Annotated in this window: 22 protein-coding genes; 3 read left to right on the forward strand and 19 right to left on the reverse strand. The window is 63.5% G+C overall.

Features of this window, described 5'->3' with window-relative positions; all coding sequences use genetic code 11:
* Window positions 1–52 precede the first annotated feature (52 nt).
* Window positions 53–1,456 (reverse strand): bifunctional enoyl-CoA hydratase/phosphate acetyltransferase, encoded by a 1,404-nt coding sequence (locus AC07WS_RS11170; RefSeq protein ID WP_494729130.1) that lies wholly within the window; start codon window positions 1,454–1,456, stop codon window positions 53–55.
* Between the two features lie 128 nt (window positions 1,457–1,584).
* On the opposite strand from AC07WS_RS11170, the gene AC07WS_RS11175 reads away from it, so the two are divergent.
* On the forward strand, window positions 1,585–3,327 hold the full coding sequence (locus tag AC07WS_RS11175) for a PHA/PHB synthase family protein (protein WP_494729131.1): 1,743 nt from the start codon (window positions 1,585–1,587) through the stop codon (window positions 3,325–3,327).
* 15 nt (window positions 3,328–3,342) lie between these two features.
* Here the strand turns inward: AC07WS_RS11175 and AC07WS_RS11180 are convergent, their stop codons facing one another.
* The 5 genes from AC07WS_RS11180 to AC07WS_RS11200 form a co-directional block, all read right to left on the reverse strand.
* Window positions 3,343–4,185, reverse strand: coding sequence for a universal stress protein (locus AC07WS_RS11180; protein WP_494729132.1), 843 nt, complete (start codon window positions 4,183–4,185; stop codon window positions 3,343–3,345).
* Window positions 4,186–4,194: 9 nt separating this feature from the next.
* The gene (locus AC07WS_RS11185; protein WP_494729133.1) at window positions 4,195–5,037 is read right to left on the reverse strand and encodes a universal stress protein; all 843 of its coding nucleotides are present in this window, start codon (window positions 5,035–5,037) and stop codon (window positions 4,195–4,197) included.
* A 94-nt stretch (window positions 5,038–5,131) separates the two neighbouring features.
* Window positions 5,132–6,502 carry an efflux transporter outer membrane subunit gene (locus tag AC07WS_RS11190; protein WP_494729134.1) on the reverse strand — a complete coding sequence of 457 codons (1,371 nt, stop codon included), beginning with the start codon at window positions 6,500–6,502 and terminating at the stop codon, window positions 5,132–5,134.
* The gene (locus AC07WS_RS11195; RefSeq protein WP_494729135.1) at window positions 6,499–9,630 is read right to left on the reverse strand and encodes a multidrug efflux RND transporter permease subunit; all 3,132 of its coding nucleotides are present in this window, start codon (window positions 9,628–9,630) and stop codon (window positions 6,499–6,501) included. The genes AC07WS_RS11190 and AC07WS_RS11195 overlap by 4 nt, the downstream gene beginning before the upstream one ends.
* A gap of 18 nt (window positions 9,631–9,648) precedes the next feature.
* Window positions 9,649–10,794, reverse strand: a complete 1,146-nt coding sequence (locus tag AC07WS_RS11200; protein ID WP_494729136.1) for an efflux RND transporter periplasmic adaptor subunit — start codon at window positions 10,792–10,794, stop codon at window positions 9,649–9,651.
* 130 nt (window positions 10,795–10,924) lie between these two features.
* Between AC07WS_RS11200 and AC07WS_RS11205 the strand changes: the two genes are divergently transcribed.
* Together AC07WS_RS11205 and AC07WS_RS11210 are read left to right on the forward strand one after the other, a co-directional pair.
* Entirely contained in the window at window positions 10,925–11,638 is a 714-nt protein-coding gene (locus AC07WS_RS11205; RefSeq protein WP_494729137.1) for a response regulator, read from the forward strand.
* Window positions 11,638–12,720, forward strand: coding sequence for an ATP-binding protein (locus AC07WS_RS11210; RefSeq protein ID WP_494729513.1), 1,083 nt, complete (start codon window positions 11,638–11,640; stop codon window positions 12,718–12,720). The genes AC07WS_RS11205 and AC07WS_RS11210 overlap by 1 nt, the downstream gene beginning before the upstream one ends.
* A gap of 6 nt (window positions 12,721–12,726) precedes the next feature.
* Here AC07WS_RS11210 and AC07WS_RS11215 read toward each other — a convergent pair whose 3' ends face one another.
* The 13 genes from AC07WS_RS11215 to icmH all read right to left on the reverse strand — a co-directional run bounded on the left by AC07WS_RS11215 (window position 12,727) and on the right by icmH (window position 25,426).
* Window positions 12,727–13,119 carry a nuclear transport factor 2 family protein gene (locus AC07WS_RS11215; protein WP_494729138.1) on the reverse strand — a complete coding sequence of 131 codons (393 nt, stop codon included), beginning with the start codon at window positions 13,117–13,119 and terminating at the stop codon, window positions 12,727–12,729.
* Window positions 13,120–13,234: 115 nt separating this feature from the next.
* Window positions 13,235–13,459 (reverse strand): hypothetical protein, encoded by a 225-nt coding sequence (locus tag AC07WS_RS11220; RefSeq protein ID WP_494729139.1) that lies wholly within the window; start codon window positions 13,457–13,459, stop codon window positions 13,235–13,237.
* Between the two features lie 159 nt (window positions 13,460–13,618).
* Entirely contained in the window at window positions 13,619–14,095 is a 477-nt protein-coding gene (locus AC07WS_RS11225) for a hypothetical protein (RefSeq protein WP_494729140.1), read from the reverse strand.
* Window positions 14,096–14,315: 220 nt separating this feature from the next.
* Window positions 14,316–14,693, reverse strand: coding sequence for a hypothetical protein (locus tag AC07WS_RS11230; protein ID WP_494729141.1), 378 nt, complete (start codon window positions 14,691–14,693; stop codon window positions 14,316–14,318).
* A 215-nt stretch (window positions 14,694–14,908) separates the two neighbouring features.
* Entirely contained in the window at window positions 14,909–16,021 is a 1,113-nt protein-coding gene (locus AC07WS_RS11235) for an Imm71 family immunity protein (protein WP_494729142.1), read from the reverse strand.
* Between the two features lie 149 nt (window positions 16,022–16,170).
* Window positions 16,171–16,776, reverse strand: coding sequence for a hypothetical protein (locus AC07WS_RS11240; RefSeq protein ID WP_494729143.1), 606 nt, complete (start codon window positions 16,774–16,776; stop codon window positions 16,171–16,173).
* A 30-nt stretch (window positions 16,777–16,806) separates the two neighbouring features.
* Complete coding sequence (locus AC07WS_RS11245; RefSeq protein WP_494729144.1) at window positions 16,807–17,916, reverse strand: hypothetical protein; 1,110 nt, start codon at window positions 17,914–17,916, stop codon at window positions 16,807–16,809.
* 290 nt (window positions 17,917–18,206) lie between these two features.
* Window positions 18,207–18,668, reverse strand: coding sequence for a hypothetical protein (locus AC07WS_RS11250; protein ID WP_494729145.1), 462 nt, complete (start codon window positions 18,666–18,668; stop codon window positions 18,207–18,209).
* Between the two features lie 215 nt (window positions 18,669–18,883).
* On the reverse strand, window positions 18,884–19,090 hold the full coding sequence (locus tag AC07WS_RS11255) for a hypothetical protein (RefSeq protein ID WP_494729146.1): 207 nt from the start codon (window positions 19,088–19,090) through the stop codon (window positions 18,884–18,886).
* Window positions 19,091–19,114: 24 nt separating this feature from the next.
* On the reverse strand, window positions 19,115–20,227 hold the full coding sequence (locus tag AC07WS_RS11260; protein WP_494729147.1) for a hypothetical protein: 1,113 nt from the start codon (window positions 20,225–20,227) through the stop codon (window positions 19,115–19,117).
* A gap of 8 nt (window positions 20,228–20,235) precedes the next feature.
* Window positions 20,236–21,798, reverse strand: coding sequence for a hypothetical protein (locus AC07WS_RS11265; RefSeq protein WP_494729148.1), 1,563 nt, complete (start codon window positions 21,796–21,798; stop codon window positions 20,236–20,238).
* A 23-nt stretch (window positions 21,799–21,821) separates the two neighbouring features.
* The gene (locus AC07WS_RS11270; RefSeq protein WP_494729149.1) at window positions 21,822–24,662 is read right to left on the reverse strand and encodes a type VI secretion system Vgr family protein; all 2,841 of its coding nucleotides are present in this window, start codon (window positions 24,660–24,662) and stop codon (window positions 21,822–21,824) included.
* Window positions 24,662–25,426: a type IVB secretion system protein IcmH/DotU gene (icmH, locus tag AC07WS_RS11275; protein WP_494729150.1), complete on the reverse strand. Its 765-nt coding sequence runs from the start codon at window positions 25,424–25,426 to the stop codon at window positions 24,662–24,664. The genes AC07WS_RS11270 and icmH overlap by 1 nt, the downstream gene beginning before the upstream one ends.
* Window positions 25,427–25,435 lie beyond the last annotated feature (9 nt).

Genomic DNA, 25,435 nt, shown 5'->3' on the forward strand with positions numbered 1-25,435 from the left:
GTAGATCAAATTTCAACTAACGGACGGCGGGCGCCGTCCGTCCGGGTGAAGCTTAAGGGCGCTGCTGGCGGTAGCGGTGGGCCAGCATCAGCGCCAGCGCGGCCGAGGCGGTGCGGGCGGCGGCGGCGTCGGCGCGGCTGGTCAGGGCGATCGGCACGGCCGCGCCCAGCACCACGCCGCACACGGCGGCGCCGGCCAGGTATTCGAGCTGCTTGGCCAGCAGGTTGCCGGCCTCGAGGTCCGGCGCGATCAGGATGTCGGCGTGGCCGGCCACCTCGGAGACGATGCCCTTGGCGCGCGCGGCCATCGGCGAGATGGCGTTGTCGAAGGCCAGCGGGCCGTCCAGCAGCGCGCCGCTGATCTGGCCGCGTTCGGCCATCTTGCACAGGGCGGCCGCGTCCAGCGTGGATGGGATCTTCGGCGTGACCGTCTCCACCGCCGACAGGATGGCGACCTTGGGTTCCGCCGTGCCCAGCGCGTGCGCCAGTTCGATGGCGTTCTGCACGATATCGACCTTGTCGTCCAGCGTGGGATGGATGTTGAGCGCGCCGTCCGAGATCAGCAGCACCTTGTCGTACAGCGGCACCTCGATGCGGAACACGTGCGACAGGCGGCGCGCGGTACGCAGTCCCGGCATGGCCAGCACGGCGGAGATCATTTCGTCGGTGTGCAGGCTGCCCTTCATCAGCATCTCCACCTCGCCGGCGGCGGCCATGGCGGCGGCGCGCGCGGCGGCCGCGTGGCTGTGCGGCACGTCCACCACTTCCACGCCCTCCAGCGACAAGCCGGCGCCCTCGGCCAGCGCCCGCAACCGCGCCTGCGGGCCGATCAGCACCGGCACGATCAGGTGGTGGGTGGCGGCGTCCAGCGCGCCGCGCAGCGAGGCTTCGTCGCAGGGATGGACCACGCCGCAGCGTACCGGCGTCAGCGGCGCCGCGGCCTCCATCAGGCTGGCATAATTGGCGTGCACCTGGGACAGGCTGATCGATGGCAGGTGGATGCGCGGCCGACGCACCTTCTCGCTGGGCGCGATCACGGTGGCGACGCCGTTCAGCACCACGGCGCCGGTCTGGTTCTTGATCTCGCAGTCGAGCAGCACATGTTTCTTGGCCGGTTCCATCGACGTCACCGTGGCGGTGATGCGCAGTTCGTCGCCGATGCGCACCGGCTTGAGGAACTGCAGCGTCTGCCCGAGGTAGATCGTGCCGGGACCGGGCAGCACCGTGCCCAGCAGGCGCGAGATCAGCGCCGCGCCCCACATGCCGTGCGCGATCACGCCATGGAACAGGGTGTGGCCGGCGTATTCGGGATCGACGTGGGCGGGATTCACGTCGCCGGAGACGGCCGCGAAGGCGGCGATGTCGTCCTTGGTCAGCGTGCGGCACAGGCGCGCGGTCTGGCCTACGTGCAGCTCGTCGTAGGTGATATTCTCGATGATGTCGTCGGAAGCGTTCATGATTGTGGGTTTTGGTTAACGATGCAGGGGAGTCTAGAGAGCGCCCTCCTGGAAGTATTTGATCCAGATCAAATACTTCCAGGACGCGCCCCAACCATAATCTGTGCATCTTATATCCAGGAGGACAAGTGAAAACTGCACAGCTGAAAGTAGTTCCGGCCGCGCCGCCGCGACCGGCGAACGAAGAACACGCCAACGCGCTGGACCTGTACCTGCAAAGCCAGGTGGCGCGGCTGACGGGCGGAGTGTCGCCCATTGCGATGTCGCTGGCCTTCCAGGACTGGTGGCAACATCTGGCGTTCTCGCCGGGCAAGCGCACCGAGCTGGCCGCGCAATGCCTGGGGGCGCTGGCCGCGGCTGGCAAGTCGGAAGTCGGCGGCGACAGCCGTTTCGATAGTGATGCTTGGAAGCAATGGCCATATGTACAGTATGCGCAGTACTTCAAGCAGGCGGAGCAGTTTTGGAACCAGGCCACGGTCGGCGTGCGGGGCGTGGCGCCGCACCATGCCGAGGTGGTGGCCTTCACTGCCCGCCAGCTGCTGGACATGTATTCGCCGTCGAACTACCTGTGGACCAATCCCGAGGTGCTGCGGGCGGCCGGCGCCAGCGGCGGGCGCAGCCTGATCGACGGCATGCTCAACTGGCGCCGCGACCTGTGCCGCCGCATGGCGCCGCCGGACATGGCGGTGCCGGAACCGGCCGGCGCCAGTTATGTGCCGGGCCAGGATGTGGCGGTGACGCCGGGCGAGGTCATTTTCAGCAACGAGCTGATGGAACTGATCCAGTACACGCCGCAGACCGAGCAGGTGTATCGGGAGCCGGTGCTGATCGTGCCGTCGTGGATCATGAAGTACTACATCCTCGACCTGTCGCCGCACAACTCGCTGGTGCGCTACCTGGTGCAGCAGGGGCATACGGTGTTGATGCTGTCCTGGCGTAATCCCGACCAGCACGACCGCGACATGGGCATGGACGATTACCTGCAACTGGGCGTGCTGACCGCGCTGGAGCAGGCCGACCGGCTGGGCGGCGGCGCGCCGCTGCACGCGGTGGGCTACTGCCTGGGCGGCACGCTGCTGGCGATCGCCGCGGCGGCCATCGATTCGGGCGAGCACGGCAAGCATGCCAGGCTGGCCTCGGTGTCGCTGCTGGCGGCGCAGACCGATTTCAGCGAGCCGGGCGAACTGGGCCTGTTCATCGACGACAGCGAACTGGCCTTCCTCGACGCGCTGATGTGGGACCAGGGCTACCTGGACGGCGACCAGATGGCGGCCTCGTTCCAGCTGCTGCATGCGCGCGACCTGGTGTGGTCGCGCTTGATGCGCGAGTACCTGATGGGCGAGCGCACCGCGCCCAACGACCTGATGGCGTGGAACGCCGACAGCACGCGCCTGCCGTTCCGCATGCACAGCGAGTACCTGCACGGGCTGTTCCTGCGCAACGACCTGGCCGAGGGGCGCTATCTGGCGCAGGGCAAGCCGATCGCGCTGTCCGACATCCGCACGCCGATGTTCGTGGTCGGCACCGAGCGCGACCACGTTTCGCCGTGGCGGTCGGTGTACAAGATCCATTTGCTGAGCGGGGCGGTGATCGATTTCGTGCTGGCCTCCGGCGGACACAACGCGGGCATCGTCTCCGAGCCCGGCCATGCCAACCGCAGTTATCGCTGCCACCCCGACAACGTGGCCGGGGCCGGCTACAGCAGTTCGCAGGAATGGCTGGACAGCGCCGATCGCAAGGATGGTTCGTGGTGGCCGCACTGGCAGCAGTGGCTGGTGCGCCATTCCGACCGGCACCGCGTGGCGCCGCCGGCCATGGGCCTGGGCCGGGTGCTGGGTCCGGCGCCGGGCAAGTTCGTGCTGCAGCGCTAGGCGCGGAAGCTGGTCTCAGTGCGAGATCAGCACCGGCAGCGTCATCCCGCGCAGCACGCTGCGGGTGGCGCCGCCCAGCAGGGTTTCATGCAGGCGGCGGTGGCCGTAGCCGCCCATCACCAGCAAGTCGCAGCCGCGTTCGGCCGCCGCGCCCAGCAGGGCCGCGCCGGCTTCCAGGGTACTGAACTCGCGCATGACGTCCACCCGCACGCCATGGCGGGAAAGGAACAGGGCCATGTCCGCGCCCGGCTCATCGCCGTGGCGGGCCGGATCGCGGTCGGCGTTGAGCACCAGCAGCGTGATGCGCTCGGCCAGCTTGAGCAAGGGCAGCGCGTCGCTGAAGGCGCGCGCCGCCTGCGCGCTGCCATCCCAGGCCAGCAGCGGATGGCGGAAGGCGCCCGACGTGGCCGGACTGTCCGCGTTCGGCACCAGCAGCAGCGGCCGTCCGCCTTGCAGCAGCAATTCCGGCGGCAGCGGGCGGCTGACGCCGAACTGGATGTCGTCGGGATCGGTCTGGCTCAGCACCAGCAGGTCGGCGTAGCGGGCGTGCAGCAGCAGGCCGCTTTCCGCATCGTCCTCGTACAGGTCGCTGGACCAGTGTTCGACCCCGGCCGCCGCCACGTCGCGCTCGAACGTGGCGAGGGCGGCGGCGGCCTGGTGGCGCAGATGGTCGAGCACGTGCGGCGGCAGCGGCCAGGCGCCCAGGCTGTCGTTCCATTCCGCATAGCGCGAAATGCCGGTCAGCGCGACGCCCGTCAGATGGGCGCCGGTGGCCAGTGCCGTCCGGGCCGCCAGCGCGTAGCGGCCCGCCGCGTGCTGCGACTGGTCGCAATGCACGACGATGGTTTGATAGCTCATCGCCGTTCCTTAATGCGACATCAGCACAGGCAGCGTCATCGAAGCCAGTATCGTGCGCGTGACGCCGCCCAGCACCGTTTCGCGCCAGCGTTGGTGGCCGTAGGCGCCCATCACCAGCAGGTCAGCGCCGAGGTCGGCCGACAGCGACAGCAAGGCTTCGCCCACATTCATGCCTTCCGGCTTGGGTTGTTGCAGGACTTCGACCTTGACCCCGTGGCGCGCCAGGAACAGCGCGATATCGGCGCCCGGCTCGGCCCCGTGCACGCCGTATTGACGGTCGGGATCGAACACCGCCAGCGTCACGCGGGCGCTGCGGCGCAGCAGCGGCAGCGCGTCGGTGACGGCGCGGGTGGCGGCGCGGCTGCCGTCCCAGGCGACCAGCGCATGGCGGTCGAGGTGCGGGTAGGTGCCGGCATACGGCACCACCAGCACCGGGCGGCCGCCGTTTAGCGTCTGAAAGGCCGCCAGACCGGGACCCATCAGCAGGCCTTCCTCGCCCGGCTCGCATTGGCTGAGCACGACCAGATCGGCATAGCGCGCCTGGAACACCAGGCCGTTCTGGGCTTCGTCGTCGCTGATGCGGCGCTCGTAGCGCACGTCGGCCGCGCGCGCCTGGGTTTCGTAACGCTCCAGCGAGCGTTCGGCGTCGCGGGTCAGTTCGTCAAGCTGCTCCTGCGGCACCATGCCTGCATACATCATGGCGCTGTTGCGGTAGAACTCTCCCGAGATACCGGTGGTGGCCGCGCCGATCAGGTGGGCATCCTGATCGCGGGCCAGGCGCGCCGCCACGTCGATGCGCTCAGGGGCATGGGCCGAGTTGTCAACGTGGACGAGTATGGTTTTGTAGGACATGGCGTTCTCCAGGTCAATTGAAAAACTCAGGCTAACAAACGCCATCCGTAAAATATATGATCTGGATCAAACGGCGCCCAATCCCCGGCCGGGGCTACTCGCTGCGCAGGCCGCCGCCCAGCGCCTTGTACAGCGCCACGGCGTTGCCGAACTCGCTGCGCCGCAATTCCAGCTGGGTTTGCTGGGCGGCGTACAGCAGGCGTTGGGCGTCCAGCAGCTCCAGGCGGCTGTCCTGGCCGGCGTCGTAGCGCAGGCGGGACAGCGCCAGACGCCGCTCGGCGCTGCTCACCACCCGCGCCTGGGCCTCGAGCTGGCGGCCGTAGGTGGCCCGGCCCGCCAGGCCGTCGGCCACCTCGCGGAAGGCCGTTTGCACGGCTTTCTCGTATTCGACCACGGCCACCGACTTGCGCACCTCGGCCAGCCTCAGCTCGGAGCGCAGCCTGCCGTGGTTGAACAGCGGCTGCGTGATCTGCGGCGCGAACGACCAGACGCGGTTGCCGCTGTCGAACATGCCGGACAGCGACGGGCTGGCGTAGCCCAGGCTGGCCGTCAGCGAGATCTGCGGGAAGAACGCCGCGCGCGCCGCGCCGATGTCGGCGTTGGCGGCCACCAGCGCCTGCTCGGCCTGGCGGATGTCGGGGCGGCGGGTCAGCAGGTCGGAGGGCAGGCCGGCGGGCAGCTGCACCAGCACCGGCTGTTGGTCCAGCGCCATGCCGGGCGGCAGGCCGTCCGCTGCGCGCACGCCGGTCAGCAGGTCCAGCGCGTTGCCGGCCAGCGCCACGGCGCGCAGGCGCGCCTCGCGGTCGGCCTGGGCGGTGGCGACCTGGCCTTCCGCCTCGGCCACGTCCAGGCCGCTGCGCTGGCGCGCGGATTTCAGTTGCCGCGCCAGCTCCAGCGAGCGCTGCCAGTCGGCCAGTGTGCGGTCGGTCAGCTGCAGCTGCTCTTCGGCCAGGCGTTGGGCGAAGTAGGCGTCGGCCACCGCGCCGACCAGGGTGATCTGCACCGCACGGCGGTTCTCGTCGCTGGCCAGGTAGCGCGCGAAGGCCGACTCGGACAGCGCGGCCACGCGGCCGAACACGTCCAGCTCGAAGGTGCTGACGCTCAAACCGGCGGACTTCTGGCTGTCCACCATGCCGGCGCTGCGTTGCTTGATCACGCCGGCGTTGGCCGTCAGCGTGGGCAGGCGGTTGCTGTCCTGGATATCGAACTGGGCGCGCACCGACTGCACGTTGAGCAGGGCCAGGCGCAGGTCGCGGTTGTTCTTCAGCGCCAGGTCGATCAGCGCGCGCAGGCGTGGATCGCCGAACATGGTTTGCCAGCCCAGGTCGGCGGCATTGGTGGACGCGGTCTCGCCATAGCTGGCCGGCAGCGGCGCCGCCGGCTTCTGCAGCACCGGGGTCAGCGAACAGGCGCCCAGCAGCAGCGCCACCGCCAGCGCGGAAGGGATACGGATATTGCTCATCATGCTTGCTCCACTACGAGGTCGGCCGCCGGCTGGCGCCTGGCGCCGAACCGTTCAACCAGACCCAACACGAACACATAAAACACCGGCACGAAGAAGATCGCCAGCACGGTGGCGCTGACCATGCCGCCGAACACGCCGGTGCCGATGGCGTGCTGGGTCTCCGAGCTGGCGCCGCCGGCCAGCATCAGCGGCAGCACGCCCAGCGCGAAGGCCAGCGAAGTCATCAGGATCGGCCGCAGGCGCAGGCGCGCCGCCTCGATGGCCGACTCCATCAAGCCCTTGCCGTCCTGGTGCATCTGCTTGGCGAACTCGATGATCAGGATCGCGTTCTTGGCCGACAGGCCGATCACGGTGATCATGCCGACCTTGAAGAAGACGTCGTTCGGCATGCCGCGCATCAGCACGGCGGCCACGCAGCCGATTAGGCCCAGCGGCACCACCAGCATGACCGACAGCGGGATGGCCCAGCTCTCGTACAGCGCCGCCAGCACCAGGAACACCACCAGCATCGACAGCGCCATCAGCATCGGCGCCTGCGCCGACGATTGTTTTTCCTGCAGCGAGATGCCGCTCCAGTCGACCGCGTAGCCGGGCGGCAGCTGGCGCGCCAGCCGTTCCATCTCGGCCATGGCCTCGCCGCTGGACGCGCCCGGCGCGGCGCTGCCGCTGATGCGCGCGGCCGGATAGCCCTGGTAGCGCACCATCTGCAACGGCATGTCGCGCCACACCGGCGTGACCACTTCGCTCAGCCGCACCATGCCGCCGGCGGCGTTGCGCACATGCAGGCGCAGCACGTCGTCCAGCTGCATGCGGGCGCCGGCGTCGGCCTGGATGATCACCTGCTGCATGCGGCCGCGGTTGGGAAAGTCGTTCACGTACTGCGAACCCATCGCGGCCGACAGCGTCTCGCTGATGCTGGTGAAGGCCACGCCCAGCGCCTCCGCCTTCTGGCGGTCGATGTCGAGCTGGATGCTGGTGCCGTCCGGCAGTCCTTCCGGATAGACGCCTGCGACCAGCTTGCTTTTGGAGGCCAGTTCCAGCAGCTTGCCCTGCGCGGCCTTGAGGGCGGCATCGCCCTGGTTGGCGCGGTCCTGCAGCCGCAGCGAGAAGCCCGACGAGTTGCCGAGGTCGTCGATGGCGGGCGGCATGACGCTCATCACCATGCCCTCGTTGGTCTGCGACATGGCGGCCTGGGCCAGTTCCACCTCATGTTGCGCGGTGGCGCCGTCGCGCTTGTCCCAGTCCTTGAGCATGGTGAAGGCGATGGCCGCGTTGGGGCCGCTGCCAGTGAAGCTCCAGCCCAAAATCGACTGGTTGTTGGCGATGCCGTTGCGCGTGACCAGGTGGTCCTCGAACTGCTTGACCATGTCGAGCGTGCGTTCGGTGCTGGCGTCGGACGGCAGCTGGATCGAGGTGATGAAATAGCCCTGGTCTTCCTCCGGCAGGAAGGATGCCGGCAGCACGCGGAAGGCGAAGGCCAGCAGGCCGACCAGTACCGCGAACACCAACATCACGCGGCCGGAGCGCTTGACGATGCGCGCCACGCCGCTTTCATAGCGGCTGTTCATGCGCTCGAACTTGCGGTTGAACCAGCCGAAGAAGCCGGTCTTCTCGTGATGCAGCGGGTCGACCGGCTTGAGCAGCGTGGCGCACAGCGCCGGCGTGAGCGTCAGCGCCAGGAAGGCCGAGAACAGGATGGACACCGCCATCGACAGTGTGAACTGGCGGTAGATGGCGCCCACCGAGCCGGTGGCCAGCGCCATCGGAATGAACACCGCCGTCAGCACCAGCGTGATGCCGACCACGGCGCCGGTGATCTCGCGCATCGCCTTCGACGTGGCGGCCTTGGGCGACAAGCCCTCGGTGGCCATCAGCCGCTCGACGTTCTCGACCACCACGATGGCGTCGTCGACGATGATGCCGATCGCCAGCACCATGCCGAACATGGTCAGCACGTTGACCGAGAAGCCCAGCAGCAGCATGATGGCGAAGGTGCCCAGCAGCGCGATCGGCGCGACGATGGCCGGGATCAGCGTGTAGCGTATCTTTTGCAGGAACAGGTACATGACCAGGAACACCAGCACCATCGCCTCCAGCAGCGTGTGCACCACCTTTTCGATGGAGATCTTGACGAAGGGCGCGGTGTCGAACGGCACCGAGTAGCTGATGCCGGCCGGCAGCGTCTTGCTCAGCTCATGCATGCGCTCGCGCACGGCCTGCGCCGTCTTGACCGCGTTGGCGCCCGGCGACAGCTGCACGGCGGCGCCGGTGGCGGCGCGGCCGTTCTCGCGGGTGGCGCTGGCGTAGTTCTGGGCGCCCAGCTCGACGCGCGCGACGTCGCCCATGACGACCTTGGAGCCGTCCAGGTTGGCGCGCAGGACGATGGCGGCGAATTCCTCCGGCGTCTGCAGCTGGCCCTGCACGGTCAGCGGGATCGACACGCGCTGGCCCGCCAGCGCCGGCGTGTCGCCGACGCGGCCGGGCGCGATCTGCGCGTTCTGCTGCGCCACCGCCGCGCTCAGGTCGCTCATGGTCAGCTTGTACGAGACCAGCTTGTTCGGATCGACCCAGATGCGCATGGCCTTCTCGGCGCCGAACAGCTGCACCCGGCCCACGCCGGGAATGCGGCGCAGTTCCTCGACCACGTTGCGGGCCATGTAGTCGGCCAGGTCGATCTCGTCGTACTTGCCGTTGCTGGCGCTCAGGCCGACGATCATCAGGAAGCCGGAGCCGGCCGATTCGACCGCCAGGCCGTTCTGGCGCACCGCCTGCGGCAGGCGCGGCTCGACCGACTTGAGGCGGTTCTGCACGTCCACCTGCGCCAGCTCGGGGTTGGTGCCGGGCTTGAAGGTGGCGGTGATCTGCGCCGAGCCGGAGGTGTCGGCCGACGATTCGAAGTACAGCAGGTTCTTTACGCTGGACAGTTCGCGTTCGATCTGGCTGACCACCGCGTCGTTCATGGTCTGCGGCGTGGCGCCCGGATAGCTGGCGGAGATGCTGACGCTGGGCGGCGCCACGGACGGATAGCGCTCCACCGGCAATTGCGGGATGGCGATCAGTCCGAACAACACGATGAAGATGGCGATCACCCAGCCGAAGACCGGGCGGTCGATGAAAAATTGTGGCATGACGTAGTCCTTGCAGTATTAGCGGTGCGCCGCCGCGCTGGCCAGGGCGCTGTCGCGCTTCCATGGCGTGATGTCCAGTTTGGCGTCGGGCTGGATGCGGTCCAGTCCCTCGACGGCGATGCGTTCGCCGGCCTTCAGGCCCTTGGTGACGAGGTAGTTGTGGCCGACCAGGCCGCCCAGCTTGACGTCGCGCAGCACGGCCTTGTTGCCGGCGCCGAGCACCCACACGCGGGTGGCGCCGGCGTGCAGCACGGCCTGCTGCGGCACCAGGATGCCGTCGGCGTCGGCCATGCGGGCGATGCGGGCGCGCACGAACATGCCGGGCAGCAGCTGGCGCTCAGGGTTGGGGACCAGGATGCGCAGCACCATGTCGCCGGTGCCGGTGTCGACGTTGATGCCGGAGAACAGGATGCGCGCCTCCAGGCCGTAGTCGTTGCCGCCGCCGTCGAGGATGCTGGCCCTGGGCGGATGGGCGGCGTTGCCGCGCAGCGTGCGCAGCATCGAGGCGGGCTGGCGCACGTCCACATACACCTGGTCGATCTGCTGCACCCGCGCCATCGGCGTGGCGTCGGTCTGCGCCACCAGCGCGCCCTCGGTCACCAGCTCCTCGCCGATGCGGCCGGAGATCGGCGCCGTCACCGTCGCGTAGCCCAGGTCGAGCTGGCGGCGCGCCAGCGTGGCCTTGGCCTGCGCCACTTCGGCCTGGGCCTGGTCGCGCTGGGAGACGGCGTCGTCATAGGTCTGCTGGCTGACGGCGTCGGCCTGCGCCAGCGGGCGGATGCGTTCGGCCTGGATTTTGGCGCGCACCAGCGCCGCCTCGGCGCGTTGCAGCGCGGCGGCGGCCGTGTCGGCGTCGGCCTGGAAGGGCGCGGTGTGGATCTGGAACAGCGGCGCGCCGGCCTTCACTTCGGCGCCTTGCTCGAACAGGCGGCGCTGGACGATGCCGCCCACCTGCGGCCGGATCTCGGCCGTGCGGAAGGCGGTGACGCGGCCGGGCAGGTCTTCGGCCAGTTCCACCGGGCCGGCGGCGACCGTCAGCGCCGACACCTTGGCCGGCGGCGGCGCCTCGTCTGGCGGCGCCTGGTGGCAGGCGGCCAGGGTCAGAAGGGTGAGCCCGGACAGCAGCGCCGGCAGGGCCTTGAGGTTGAGGTGCTTGATGTGCATAGCTAGTCGTCCAAAGTGTTTTCCCTCCATGAGGGAATGCAGGACTAGCGACTTTAACCACCCAACGTGGCCTATCTATTGAGGAAATATGGAGATATGATGGAGATCGTTACTTATTTTCAAGTTATTCATGTCTAGTTCTGCTGGAAGCCCGCTGGTGCTCATCGCCGAGGATGAATCCGAAATCGCCCATATCCTGCAAGCCTATCTGGTCCGCGACGGCCTGCGCACCGTGCACGCGGCGGACGGCCGCATCGCGCTCGACCTGCACCTGTCGCTGAAGCCGGACTTGGTGCTGCTGGACGTGCAGATGCCGCGCGTGGACGGCTGGAAGGTGCTGGCCGAGCTGCGCCAGCGCGGCGACACGCCGGTCATCATGCTGACCGCGCACGACCAGGACATCGACAAGTTGATGGGCCTGCGCATCGGCGCCGACGACTATGTGGTCAAGCCCTTCAATCCGGCCGAGGTGGCCGCGCGCGTGGGCGCCGTGCTGCGCCGCGCCGCCGCGCGCAGCATCGGCCTGGCCGCCGGCGTGCTGCGCTGCGGCCAGCTGGAGATCGACCTGGAAACCTATCAGGCCAGCGCGGAGGTGAACGGCCAGCGCGCGCCGCTGAACCTGACGCTGACCGAGTTCCGTCTGCTGACCCACATGGCGCGCGCGCCCAAGCGGGTGTTTACGCGCGGCGAATTGCTGGTCGCCTGTCTGCCCGAGGGCAATGCGCTGGAGCGCACGGTGGACAGCCACGTCAGCAAGCTGCGCAAGAAGCTGGAGGACAGCGGCCTGACCGGTGTGCTGACCAGCCTGCGCGGCGTCGGCTACCGGCTGGAGGACGCCGAGTGATGCGCGGTCCCGGCCTGAACCGGCAGATCACGCTGGCCATGCTGGCGGTCTCGCTGGGCATGACGCTGGTTGTGCTGCTGGGTTCCTACGTGTTCTACGCGCTGGTGATCGAGTACCGGCCGGACCTGCTGTCCGGCCCGACCGACATGATCCCCACCAGCACCGAATGGATCTGGATGGCGTCGGTCACGATGGTCGCGCTGGTGTTTGCGATCTGGGCGTCGGCGCGGCTGGCGCGGCGCATCCTGGCGCCGCTGAACTCGGTGGCCGACAGCGTGCGCCGCGTCGCCCATGGCGACCTGGCCGCGCGCGCCGTGGCCGGCGACCGGTCGCTGGGCGAGACCGCCTTGCTGGTCGACGACTTCAACGCCATGGCCGAGCGCCTGCAGCGCATGGAGCGCGAAATGGTGACGTGGAACGCCGCCATCGCCCACGAGCTGCGCACGCCGGTGACCATCTTGCGTGGCCGTCTGCAGGGCCTGGCCGAGGGCGTGTTCGAGCCGGACGAAAAACAATTCCGCGGTCTGCTGCACCAGGTGGAAGGGCTGTCGCGGCTGATCGACGACCTGCGCATGCTGAGCATGTTCGACAGCGGCCACCTGAAGCTGGAGCTGGCCGACTGCGACCTGGCCGGCGCCATCCGCGACGTGGCGCACCTGCTGGCGCCGCAGATGGAGGCGGCCGGCTACACGCTGGCGCTGGACCTGGCGGAGGGGCGCGTTTGCTGCGACGGCGCGCGCATGCGGCAGATCCTGCTGGCCTTGCTCGACAACGCGGGGCGCTACGCCGACCCCGGCGTCATCCGCATCCGCACGCGGGCGCTGGGCGCGCAGTATCTGCTGCAAGTGGAGGATGCCGGTCCCGGCATCGACGAGGATCTGGAAGGCAAGCTGTTCCTGGCCTTCCACCGGGGCGCACATGCGCGCGCCGGTGCCGTGGGCGGCAGCGGGCTGGGCCTGGCGGTGGTGCGCGCCATCGCCGAGGCGCACGGCGGCGTGGCCTCGTACCGGCGCGGCGATGCCGGCGGCGCGATGTTCGAGATCGCGTGGCCGATGCCGATACCCGGGCCGGCCGTCAACTGAAGGGCTTCAGGCGGCCTGGCCGTGGAAGGCTTTGTTGGCGATCTTCCAGCCTTCCGCGGTTTTGAGCAGCACGAAGTAGTCGACGAAGGTCGTGGCGCCGTGCTCCAGCGTGATGCGGGCGCAGGCGGCGTTGCCGTGCACCTCGATCCAGTCGGCCGTGCGGCGGCGCTGCGCTTCGTCGGCGGCCGGCATGCGCTTGAAGCGTTCGCAATACACATCCAGCGGCCACGAGGTGAACACCCCGTCGCGCATCGATTCGATGTGGGCGCTCGGCAGGAAGGCCAGGCGCATGAAGTCGGCGTCATCCCGGGCGTGGCCCTGGAAGTAGTTTTGTATCGGTTCCAGCACCGCCAGTTGTTCGGCGTTGAAGCGCGGTGCGGACGTTTGGGCGTTATCCATAGGAGTCTCCAGGTTGAGAGCGCATCCTACGCGAGGGCCATGCCCTTGTGTCCCGGCGGTGGCAATACGGCCTATAGCGGGCGGCGCATAGCGCACCGCCCGCCATTGCGCTAGCTTAGCGGGCTGGCGGTGGCGGCGTCGAAGGCTCAGGGGCCGGCGCTGGTGCCGACGGGCTGGCGTCCGGTGCCGGTGTGGCTGGTGCGGGCGCAGTCGCGGCCGGTGTTGGTGGTGCGCTATTGTCATGCGGAACATCGGCGTCCTTGTTCTTGCATCCGCTGATGGCCGCCGCAGTCACGATCAGCGCGCAGGCGAACTTGCCGGCGAGGGGGAATGACTTCATGGCGTGCTCCTTGGTGTTGGGTCGAAACCTATCGTAACCATTCCTGAGCCTGCGAACTATCAGCGTGACTGCGGCCTGCTTGTAGGACTACTCCGGCTTGTTGCGTGCGAGGCGGCCGGTGCGAATCCAAACAATTAAAAGATGGCAGTTCCGCCTGTCTCAATCGCAGGCGTCGCCGATGGCGGCCAGGCGCCAACTCCCCTTGCCATAACGCAGCGTGCGGCTGTTGATGCAAGCTTCGTTGGGTTGATACCGCAGGATGATCTCGTCGTCGGACACGTCCAGTTCGGCTTCGGTGGCTGCGCCGGTGGCCAGCAGCGAGTCGATCAGCGCGGTGTCCACGGCGACGGTGGAGAGCAGCTGCTTGCCATTGTCGTCGAAGCTGCTGACTTTGATTTTGGGCGGCATGTGGCGGCGGAGATAGGCGGCGTTGACCGGCGTTCTGGCGCCGCACAACAGCAGCTCGGCCAGGTTCCAGGCATCGTCGGGAGCGGGGGCCTTGAGCAGTTGTGCGCGCAGGGCGGATTTGTTTTTCGTTGAGCAGGAGTTGGCCGGCGCTGGCCGGGAAGGCTCGGCCTGGGCCGCGTTCAGTGAAAATGCGGCGAGCAAGGCCACGGCTGCGAGGAATGGTTTCATCGGTTGGTACGGCTTTCAGGTTTAGCGGACGCTTCTTTTTTCAGTACCGATTCGACGGTCAGGTCCTTGCTATTGGCATAGGACTTCTGGCCCACCGACCACCAGCTTGCCTTTGAAGGCGGGCCATTGGTGCAGTCCCTGCTGGCTGGAGGAGACATCGGCGTGGGCGGCAGGCGCCAGCGCCAGGGTGAGCGCGTAATACGCGAGTATGAATTTATTTTCATTGAATTCGTTTTTTCAGGAGTGCTGCCAATCTGGCTTTGCGCCAGTCGCTCAACCGCGAGCGCTTGAGATTGTATTCCATGTGCTTCAGTTGTTGCGGAGTAGCCTCGGCAACCAAGGCTGCCAGTGCGCTTTCCGTTTTACTCTCGCTTTCATGCAGCCGCTGTTGAAGGATGGCATTCGCCGCCCGCTTCCGATTCGCAGCCAACGCCGCTTCGTATTCCGCCCTCAAGTCTGTGTCTTGAATTTCCGACGGTGCCGCGCCGGCGGGCAATCCCGTTTCCAGCGGCGGCGAAATGCTCAGCTGGACGGCCAGACCAGGATCCGACTCTGGCAGCAACTCCTTATCAAGGGCGGCGAATATCGTGAGCAGCAATTGGAATTGAGCGGAGATGCTAGTGTGCGATTGGTCCGTGTTCGTGGTGGGGGAGGTTCGATCTGGCGCACGAGGGGAGCTGCACACCGCCAGGATATCGCGTTGCGTGCCAATTTGGACCTGGCTTGTCACGTCCTCGTTCCTCGACGCAGCTGCCGACAAAACCGTTGTCATAGCAAGCAGGGCGAATAGCACCTCCATCCTCCCATCTGCGCTCACTGGTTGTGAACATGTGGCGATTCCGATTGCAGCCCATCGTCAGCCAACACCCAGCGAACCTCTCGGCCCTGGTACAGCGGAAGCTTCTCGCCTTTTTGCAGCATGACGCTGGCGCTTAGGTCAAATTCGGCCAACCATTTTCCAGCAGCAGGAACTGCAGTTCCGCTGTCTGCCCAAATGGTTTCCTTCGGCACCCAGATCAATGGAGCGGGGGAAAGAATTGCATCCGGTTTGTTGAACCTATAATGCGCCTCTTCTTCAGGGATCGTACCATCAGTATAGCGGTCGTCTCGCCACAGCAAACGCCAGGTCGTGTCCAGGTCAATGTTGTCGGTCGCTGTCTCTACCGTGATTCTTGGTGCTTTTGAGCCACCGTGCAAGTAGTTCATGGCACCGACGATCTTGAAGGGCGGTTGAGGCTTGGGGGCGCGAGTGAATAGGCTCAGGAATGGTGGTTTGGGCAGGTCCACCGGTTCCCATATTCCCGAATACGGCGTGTAATCATTCGTACGCACGAACGTATTGTCCAACGGGTTAGGGACGGGCTTTAGCCCATTTGGAAACGGCATATTTTTCAATTCATTCTGAAGCCATTCTCCGTATAGTGTAAGCGCCGGGTCTTCAATGTACCGTGGTTCAAGAATCCCGACCGCGCATTCACCCCAAACTTGACCTAACGAGATTAGCGCGTCGCAAAATTCTTTCCAAAGCGGGGTGTTTTTTTTGATGGCGTTCTCCCCCAACTCTATACGCTCAAGCATTTGAGTCCAATGAGAAAGCATGCGGCGAGCCATCGCAAATTCGCCGTTTGCATCGAATTTGAATACTCGCTTATCGCCTTTGGATAGTCGATTGACGCCCTCTTCGCAGTGCGCCAAACACTTCAAAATCAGGGCATATTCTGAGTGAGGAAGGGATGTCTCATCCGCCCAGCCATGCTCATCGGCTTCGCGTAAGCTATGCTCTGTAGCTGTTGCCCAGGCTTTGTAGAATTCGAGGATGCGGCGCCACGCAGTGACAGAGCTGACCCTTTGCAGCCAGAAAAAAATCTGCTGCCGCTCAAGTTGAGATGGCAGCATGATGAGGTTTTGGGGTATGGATTGTTTCATGGATGAACGAGTGGGGGACGCCCGCATACACTGGTTTTGTCGTACACGGTCAGCACCGGCAGTTCGCCAGCATTGAGGCTGAACGCGAGTTCGGCCGCGTTGTCGGTGTCGATGGCGTGCGCGGTGGGCACGCCACGCTTTCGTATATATTATTTATTCCATTTTTCGGTAAAGAGTGGCAAGATGCCTCCTTCACATATTTCGTCCTCAACACCTTGGCCTTTCGGTGCACTAAGATTCGTGCAAAGTAATACTTTGGCGCCAGTCGTTTCGCGGCCCCGGACGTAGCTGTTGCGTAAAGTCGTGACAGCCGGCTTATCGTTTGATGGCTGCACACCCGACCAATCAAAACGGTAGCCATTCGGAATGATCTTTAGCGACAGCGTAGGCTTTGCATCTGGAAGATGGGCGTCTTTGTCATTGACTGCGGCCTCCCCAATAGTACGCATGATCGCTGTCTCCGCGTCATACAAATAGTAATCGATGCTCATGTGATAACGACCCGGCGAGTACTCTGTTTTCAGGCATGACATCCGTACGAACGCGTGAGCGGCCGACGCCTTGACCACATCAAGAACATACCTCGGACAAATTGATTTTTTATCACCAAGCGGCGAGGCGATCACAAAATCTTGTCGCACGCCTTGCTTACTGAAACTAAGATGGAGGTCCACGGTGTCCGGCAGGTCGTCCTCGCCGGCGGCGCTGTAGAGCTCACCGTCCTGGAAGCGCAGCGACAGTTCCAGCACGCGCAAGGTGTTGTTGTGGAAACGTGGCCGAACACCTCACTCTTGATTCTCATCCCATTGCCAGATAGTCACGCCGTAATCTCCACCAAGGTCTGGTATCACTTCCCCTTTAGAAAAATAACGACGTGAGTTATCTTTTGCCGGAGTGAAGTAATATCCTGGTTGATCGCAACTTGTACCGGCCACAATGCGTAGGCCAACTGTAGGTATCTGCTTATTGTTGTCTTCCGCCCATTCTTCAAGCTCTCCGTGAATCTGCTCGACATAAATCCAAGTGCACGGGCGGGTAGTAAAGGCGTTCCGCCCAATTAGGCTCGGCGCCAGCTTGGCCTTGCTGGTGCTACGGCTGAACAGCGGATCTTGGGTCAAGCGCGGGTCGTTTAGATGATGCTGCACAAATGCATGCATACGGTCTTCGTCGATCCATAGACTATTTCTTCCCACAGCTGCCAGTGCATCCAACCCCAGGCTGTTAAAGGTATTGGACGCCAACAGCCCGCCAGCAGGCTGGCCCGTCCAGCAGAATTGCGGGGTGCCGTGTGGGTCGTCCAGTGGAAGGTAGACGCCGGTACGCACGGGAACCATGCCGGTCCGTCCGGTAATGTCTGCACGCAATCGCAATGCTGGGGCTCGTTTCAGTGCCGCTGGAAATTCTTGGCGTTTTAACATAAGACTGCAATCATCCCAGCGGCCTGAGGATTCGGACTGATTCATGGTGTCATCGATATTTCCTGCGTATAGGGAAATATCTTCGAATTGGTTTTCGAAATCGCTTTGTTCGTCCGGCGTCATCCAGTTTAGTGACATTTCTGCCAGGCCGCGTGCGCATTGATTGGCGCCCGTGATTGAATAGCTTTCGTAGGCGCGCTTCGCGATATGGGTGGCGACAGACAGTTCAAAGTCCGCCAGCAGTGGCCAAGCATTGTTGCCCCAGTTTTCTGAGGTATTCCGATTGCCCCACCGTGCGTCGGTCAAAATGGCGTCCCGCTGCTGCAATTTGGCCAAGTCGAGTGCTGGATTGACTGATGCCATTAGTGTGTGTAGGCGCTGTTGCAACCCCTTGAGATAGTCAAGCGACGCGAAGTGATAGAGCAGAGTAACCTGTATTTTTTGAGTTGTGCTTAGTTGAAACGGAGCTCGTTGCATGATGGTTTCGTTATTTAGTTAATTGGGTTGTTTGACCCGGTAGCATCGGAAGGCCGATACGTTCGCTTAGGCCGGCACCTCCGAAGTCGGAATACCCCCAACCGGTATCGAAGGGCCCACTAATATTAGGATGATTAATGGATTCGCGTATGCCTACATAGCGCCGCTGTTCCTCCTCGCCTAACTTGCTATACGCGTCTTCGTTGATAGCGTTCTGCAAACGTGAGGAACGGCCGCCATTGAGTGTGTAGTAGCGCATCGTATCGTTCCGGGTGTCCTTGCGTTCAACTTTAAAAATGACTTGTTCCCAACCATGTTCGTTTGCTGGCAGGATTGACCCGGTCAGATTGACCCGCCCTCCATACCCTCGCGAACGCCGCGACCCTATCGTAAGACCCCTCGAACCCCAGTTCCTTTAGGTCCTCATGAATCTGTTTTAGCGTGCGCCGTTGCTTGCGTGTCCGCGCTGCTTCAGTCTTGAGTAGCGCGGAAAGCTGAAACGCGTATTTGTCGATGGCGCGGGTGGAACGCCGTTCGGCGTAGGCCGGCTCTATGGTTTCTGAGCGCAGATGGCGTCGGACGGTGTTTCTGGAGATGCCCAAACGCCTGGCGATCTCTCTCAATTGGACCTGGTCACGAATGTGCCAGCGTCGAATAATGCCTAGTAGTACCACGTCGATCACTCCAATTCCCCACTCAATGTCGTGAGTAGGATCAACAGCATTGAGCAACCCTTCAAGTTCACTGGCCATGGCCAGCGACTTCTCGCGCTCGAACCCACCCTCGCCAATTTCATCTCGGCCCGTGCCCTCGCAGGGAACGCAAATGCGGCGGTCGACCGTGTTGCCGCTGCCATGGCAGGTCGCGCATTTCCCGTCAAGCCAATACGCCAGCGACCTCTCGGCGACGCGCCCAATTTGTGGACACAACTGATTTGTGGTCCAGCCTCAATCATGCGGACACAAATTCATGGCGTACAGACGGTGCTGGCTAGACGCTTACCCCAGTGCAGCTGCTGGCCGGCGAACAGCACGGTCGATGCCGGCGTGGCCCAGTTGACGCTGGTGGGCGCATCCATCAGCACCAGCGCCGCGCCGAATTTTTCAACCGGCTTGGCCGCCGGCTCACGCCTTCGGATGTTAGCAGCTAAATGAAGATGTACTAACGCCTTCAACGATGAATTGTGCTCGCTGAATGCTCAATCCTGATCTGCGTCCCATTGCCAAATCGTTATGCCGTAGTCACCCGCTATGCGCGGCATTATTTCACCATTGCCGAAATGGCGGCGTGAATTCATTTTTGCTGGGGTAAAGTAATAACCGGCCTGGACACAGCGAGATCCGGCTTCGATACGTGGCCTGTCCGTGTCGGCGGAGGGGCCGTTTGGACTTTCAGACCAGTCTTCGATGTCACCGTGGATTTGTTCTACGAAAATCCAATCACGTGGGTGCGAAGTGAACGCATGGCGCGAAACCAAACTGGCAGCGAGTCCGGGGTCTTGAACGCTGTCGCTGAAAAATGGATCGCTGGTCAATATCGGATCTGTCAGGTGGTCCTGGACGAACGCATGCATACTGGCGTCGTTGGTCCAAAGATCAGATATTCCTATTGCAGAGAGCGCTGCCTCTCCAAGCATATTGAATGTGCGACATTCTTGCAATGGACCGGCAGGTTTGCCGGTCCAGCAAAATTGTGGCGTGCCATACGGATCATCTATCGGCAAGTAGACGCCGGTGCGAGGAGGTACTGCACCGCTCTTTCCGCAGACATCCGCGCGGAGACGCAAGGCTGGCGCCTGAATAAACGCGCTTTGGTGCTTCAGTTCCATACGTGTGAGGCTGAAGTCGCTCCACCGACCAGCCTTGTGAGATTTGGCTAGTGTGTAGTCAATATTCATCGCATATTTCGCAATCGCGTCCATGCAACTTTCGAACTCCCGTTCTTCGTCCGGACTCATCCAAGCTGTGGACAGTTCCGCAAAACCACGCGCACAATTATTCGCGTCAGTAACCGAATACACTTCCAATGCACGCTTAGCTATATCTTCGGCTATTGCTCGTTGGAAGTCGGCCAAAAAAGGCCATGCATTATTCGACCAGTTTTCTGACGTGTTGCGCGATCCCCAACGCGGAACATTCAGGAATTGATCACGTTGATCCAGCTTTGCCCGATCTAAGGTTGGATCAATATCGACGAGGAGTGCATTTACGCGGTCTTGTAAGCCCTTCAAATAATCTAAGGAAGCGAAATGATAAAGCAGGGTGACCTGTCGCTTCTGTTTAGCGCTCAATCGGAATGGTGCAGTTTTCATTGTTTAGTCTATGGCATTAATTTTGTAGTTTGTCCTGGTAGTGCTGGAAGCCCTATGCGTTCACTGAGGCCCGCACCGCCAAAATCCGAGTAGCCCCAACCTGTATCAAACGGCCCGCTGATATTGGGGTGGTTAACTGCCTCACGAACGGACATGTAGCGCGCTTGTTCTGCTTTGCTAAGCTTCTCGTATTCGGCGTGGCTGATAGCGTTTTGCAGTCTGCTTTGCTTGCCACCATTTAGAGTGTAGTAGCGCATGGTGTCGTTGCGCACATCTTCGCGCTCGACATTAAACACGATTTGCTCCCAGCCTCCCTCCAAGTGTCTGTCCGGTAGTTTCTTTAACGTTTGACTAGACGCCGGGCCGCGCCACACCTTTAGAGATTCTCCCGGCTTTATATCATAGGTTACAAACTGGCCATTGACATTCCAATTCGGCCAAACAGCTAAATGCTTGCGCCAAGCTGCGCGAGGATCCGCTGCATTTTGTAGTCGTTGAAATACCTCTTCACTGACCCAGCAATCGCTCATCGCTCTACTGTTCGGTGAAAGGATGCGATACAGTCGAGCCGGGCCCTTGATTTCATCTGCGACCATGTCCGCGAAGGACTCTACGTTATGAGGTTTTAATTTTGGCCATTTTTGTTTGACTTTCGCTGCAACGATATCTTCGTAGTCAGCATAGTCCAACGCGGGAAATTTTCCTTTCGCCCCATCGCTGAGCCACTCCGGCAGTGGATCTGCCTTTCGCATCAGCGTGACCGCAGAAGCTTCGGGAAGGGTGCCGCGAAAGTGAACGTTATTAACATTGACAATGCCTGGCATGTGCTCCAGCGACGCACGGTCCAGCCGTAGCGCGGCCTTGTCGAGTATGTCCACAATCGGTTGCAGCTCCTTAGCCAAGTAGGTGTTTGCTGCCAAGCGGATCTTGCGAATATCTTCCAGGCAGGTGCGTGCCTTGCCGCCGATTACCGGCACATATTTCACTTTGGCGACCAGTCCTTCAATCACATTGATGCCCCGATCGAATGAGCTCAGCAAGGTACTGAGATTGACCTTGTCGCGAACGGTCCTGACTTCCTTGGCCAGCCAAACGAAGACATCATCTACTTTATGTAACCGCAGGTATTTTTGCACGTCGTGTCGGCGTAAAAAGGTGATAACCCAGGTCATCGCCAGATCGACGGCCTTTATCGTGGCCGCGCCGCCTATACGACGTACAAATGCGAAGAAGATCTTCAGCACGCCCTTGACTAGCGAACCCAGAAACGGGAACAGCCCAATCAATGTTAGTCCCAAGGCCACCCATGCCCAACCATCCGTAAGGTCCTTGCGCAGCTTGTTGCAGTTAGCGATCAGGTCGCGTACATCACAGATCTGGTCGACCAACGGGATCATCGAAATGGCGGCATCGATGGTCAGTTGGCCGGTGGAGCGGTCTTCGTTGAAATCACCTTGCATGGCTTCCCAAAACCATTCGAAGGGATTCGTGCTTGGTTCTTTGGCTTTCTCCTGGTCGTTGGTCATCCATGCCAACGCATCCCGCATCTGGGTAGTATTGATCTCAGCCATGGAGCGTCTTCTGTTTATATGCCTCAGGCATTGCTCAAATCCTCAAGGGGGGAAGCCGGTTTCTCTTTATTCGGCGCCCGCGGTTTATAGATAACTTTCTTCACAGGCTTATTTTCGATATTGTCGTGAAGCGCTTTGCCATACTCATCCAGCTTTCCGTTGACCACGGGGCCATCTTTGAAATGAATTTCATACTCGGCCCCAGCGATGCCCAGGGCGGTCTCAGGCTCAAGATAGTGCAAGGCGATCCAGTTTGTCTGCTTAGCTAGCGCGTCGGGAAGTGAAAGCGTATTGGCGGTCTTGCGTCCGCCCCCTTCAAACACATGCTTCCCGCCCTTGACGGTGAAATTGCCAGGGCAGGCGAAGGTGATGTCGCCGCCTTCGAGCGTGATCGACGATTGGCCCGCCTGCAGCACGATCTTTTGATTGGCCTTGATCTCGATGCGGTCGTTGACCGAGATGACGGTGATCGACTTGTCGGCCAAAATCTCCAGCTGGTCGGTGTGCGCCTGCAGCGATAAGGGCCCGTTGCCGGCGATGGCCTGGATGCCGCCGGCGTGCGAGAAGTAGCTCACGGCGTTGGCTGCCACCGACGATACCGTGTAGCCGGCTGTCATGTGCACGTCGCCCTGCGTCACCCAGTGCAGCTGCCGGCCGGCGAACAGCACGGTCGATGCCGGCGTGGCCCAGTTGACGCTGGACGGCGCATCCATCAGCACCAGCGGCGCGCCGAATTTCTCAACCGGCTTGGCCGTGTCCAGATCACGCGCGCCGTCCTTGGCCTTGGCGGCCTGCTGGCCGTTGACCGCGCCGGCATGCTTGCCTTTTTCCTGGGGATCGAGCTGCGCGATGAAGTCTTCGTGCGCTGCGGCGGCGGGCTTGCTGGACAAGGCCTGCTGCTGCTTGGCCGCCTCGCTGAGCCGCTCCGCCAGTTCTTTCGACGATTTCAGTGAACCCAGCGCTTCGCCCGCATCCATCTGCGTAGAGCTGACGCTGCTGCCTTGGGCGGCGCGCGCGCTGGTGGTCAGCAGCACGCCCTCGGCGCCGCGCACGGTGGCCCAGGCGTCGGTACGCAACTCGAAACCGCTGCCGCGATAGCTGCCGCGCTGCGCGGAGGAAGGGGCCTGCTGGATCAGATAGCCCAGGTTCAGCTGTGTGGCCGCGCTGCTGGTGGCCAGCCGCGTGCGCACCTGGCCCGGCGTGTCGTCCAGTTGCCACTGGTTGTAGCCGCCGCCGTCGAAGTTGTGGCTGTGGATGCCCGACAGCGTGCCCGCGTGATTGGCGCCCGAATCCACGCCCGCCGCAAACGGCGGCAGGTCGGCGCCGGTGTAGAGCTGCGCCACCACCATCGGCCGGTCCATGTCGCCTTCGATGAAGTCGACCAGCACCTCGGTGCCGATGCGCGGCGTGAACTGCGAGCCCCAGTTCGGACCCGCCAGCGCTTCCGCCACGCGCACCCAGGTGCCCGAGGTTTCGTCGCCGGGCGCGTTGCCCTTGCTGTCGGTGTTGTGGCCGATGCCGCCGGCGTTGGCGCCTTGTCCGCGCTGCCAGCTGAACTGGATCTTGACCTGGTGATCGCGGTCGGTGGTGGCGACCGCGCTGGCCAGGCCGACGACGACCGCCGTCTGCGGACCCAGTGCGGTGCTGGCGTGCGGCGCGGCGGTGGCGCGCGGCACCACGGCCACGCTGTCGCGCACGCAGCCGAAGCTGTTGCGGTAGGTGCCGTTCTCGATGCCGCCGCCGATCAGCGAGGCGATCGTCTTGATCTGCGGCTGGAAGTTGTTGCGCGCTTCGTGCTGCACCCACAGCACCAGGAAGCGGTTGTCGCCGTCGGCGTAGCGCTCGTGCTGCGTGAGCTGGAAGCCGTGGCCCGCGGCCAGGCGGCGCACCGCGCCTTTGCCTTCGAAGACCTTGTTTTCAAGCTCCAGCGCCTGCAGCATCAACTGGCTGTGCGGATCGGCGGCGGCGCCGTTGTCCGCGCCGCTGGCGATGCGTTCGCCGCTGCCGTCGTACACGGCCAGCACCGGCAGCTCGCCCGCATCGAGGCTGGAGGCTTGTTCGGCCGATGGCGCCAGCAGCTGCGCCGGATCCCAACTGCTGATGCTGATGGCGTTGGCCTGCACCCGGCGGCGCGCGGTGAAGTGGTCGATGGCGTCGTCGGTGTCGGTGGCGCGCACGCCGTGGAAGCGGATCTCGGCGTCGCCCGGCGTGTCCGGCGCGCGCGCCTTGCTGTCGAAGATCACCAGTTTGTGCTTGGCCTGGCCGTCCTTGCTTTCGTCGTCGGCCTGGTCGTGTTCAAAGCGCCAGCTCAGGCCTTCGGAGGCCAGCAGGCGGACGAAGAATTCCAGATCGCTTTCGCGGTACTGCGTGCAGATGGCGCGCGGTTCCAGCGTCTGCGTGACGTCGAATTCAAAGCGCAGCTGCGGATAGTCGGCCAGCAGTTCGGTGACGATGTCCTGCGCGTTCTTGTCCTGGAAGATGTAGCTGTCGCGCCGCAGCCGCAGCAGCGACAACGCCGGTTCCAGCATCAGGCGGTAGCGCGCCACGCCGCCATCCGCGCCCAGCCAAGCGGCTTCGGTGCAGATGCCGTGCCATGCGCGGCGGCTGCCGTCCGCTTGCAGCAGCGTGACGGTCAGCTCCTCGCCGATGAAGATCGTCAGATCCAGGTCGGTCGATGGGCTCAATGCGTCGACTTCAAATGCATACAGTTCGTTGACGCCTTCGCGGCCGCTGAAACGTTCGGCCATCAGCGATTCGGGCAGGCCCGAGTCCTGCGCGCTGGCCAGTGTGATCAGACGCGCGTGCTGGCTCAGGCCCGTGCCGAACAGGCCAAGCGCCGAAGGGATTTGTGACAGCAGATCCATCAGGGCAAAGTGATCGTCAGGTTGGCGGCGCGCGGCGCCATTTTCACTACGTCGTTATACGCATTCATGCGGTTTTCGGCATTGTGGTTCAGCGAAGTGCGCAGGCCGATGTAGCCCAGCACGCAGATCAGGCCGAACACGGAGCACAGCACCCACACCGGCAAATCGCTGCGCAGTTTGTGCTTGATCTGGTCCGGGCGCTCGGCGTGCGGTGCGAAGCCGCCGCGCTTGCCCTTCATGTGGGCGATTTCGTCGCCCAGGCGCGAGGTCAGGTAGTTCAACTTTTCCGAGCCTTCGAGGATGTACTTGCCCTGGAAACCCAGCAGCAGGCACATATGGAACACCTCCAGCGCCTGCAGGTGTGCGCTGCCGCGCGCGCGCAGGTTTTCCAGACGGTTGTAGAAGTTTTCGCCGGCCAGCTGGTCGCCGAACAGCACCAGCTGCAGCGGGCGGCGCTCCCACGCGTCGCGGATGCTGAAGTTGGAACGCAGGATGATCTCGTCGACCGCCGCGCAGAAGGCGTATTTGGCGTTGTCCACGTCGTCGGGCGAGGCGTTCTGTTTCTTGGCGCCGCGGCCGAAATCGTCCAGGAAGGCCGCCATCTTGCGGGCGAACTCGCCGTCGTCCTGCGGGCCGTTGCCGTTCTTGAGCATGAACAGGGCGTAGAAGCCGTCGTACATCAGGTCGAGCAGGGTTTGCGGCGCGCTGGCCGCGCTGGGCGGGGCGCCGGCGCCGATCAGGGAAGGTGCGGTAACGGTATTCATTTTTGGTCC

The sequence above is a fragment of the Duganella sp. GW821-FHT01E12 genome, from assembly GCF_059422325.1.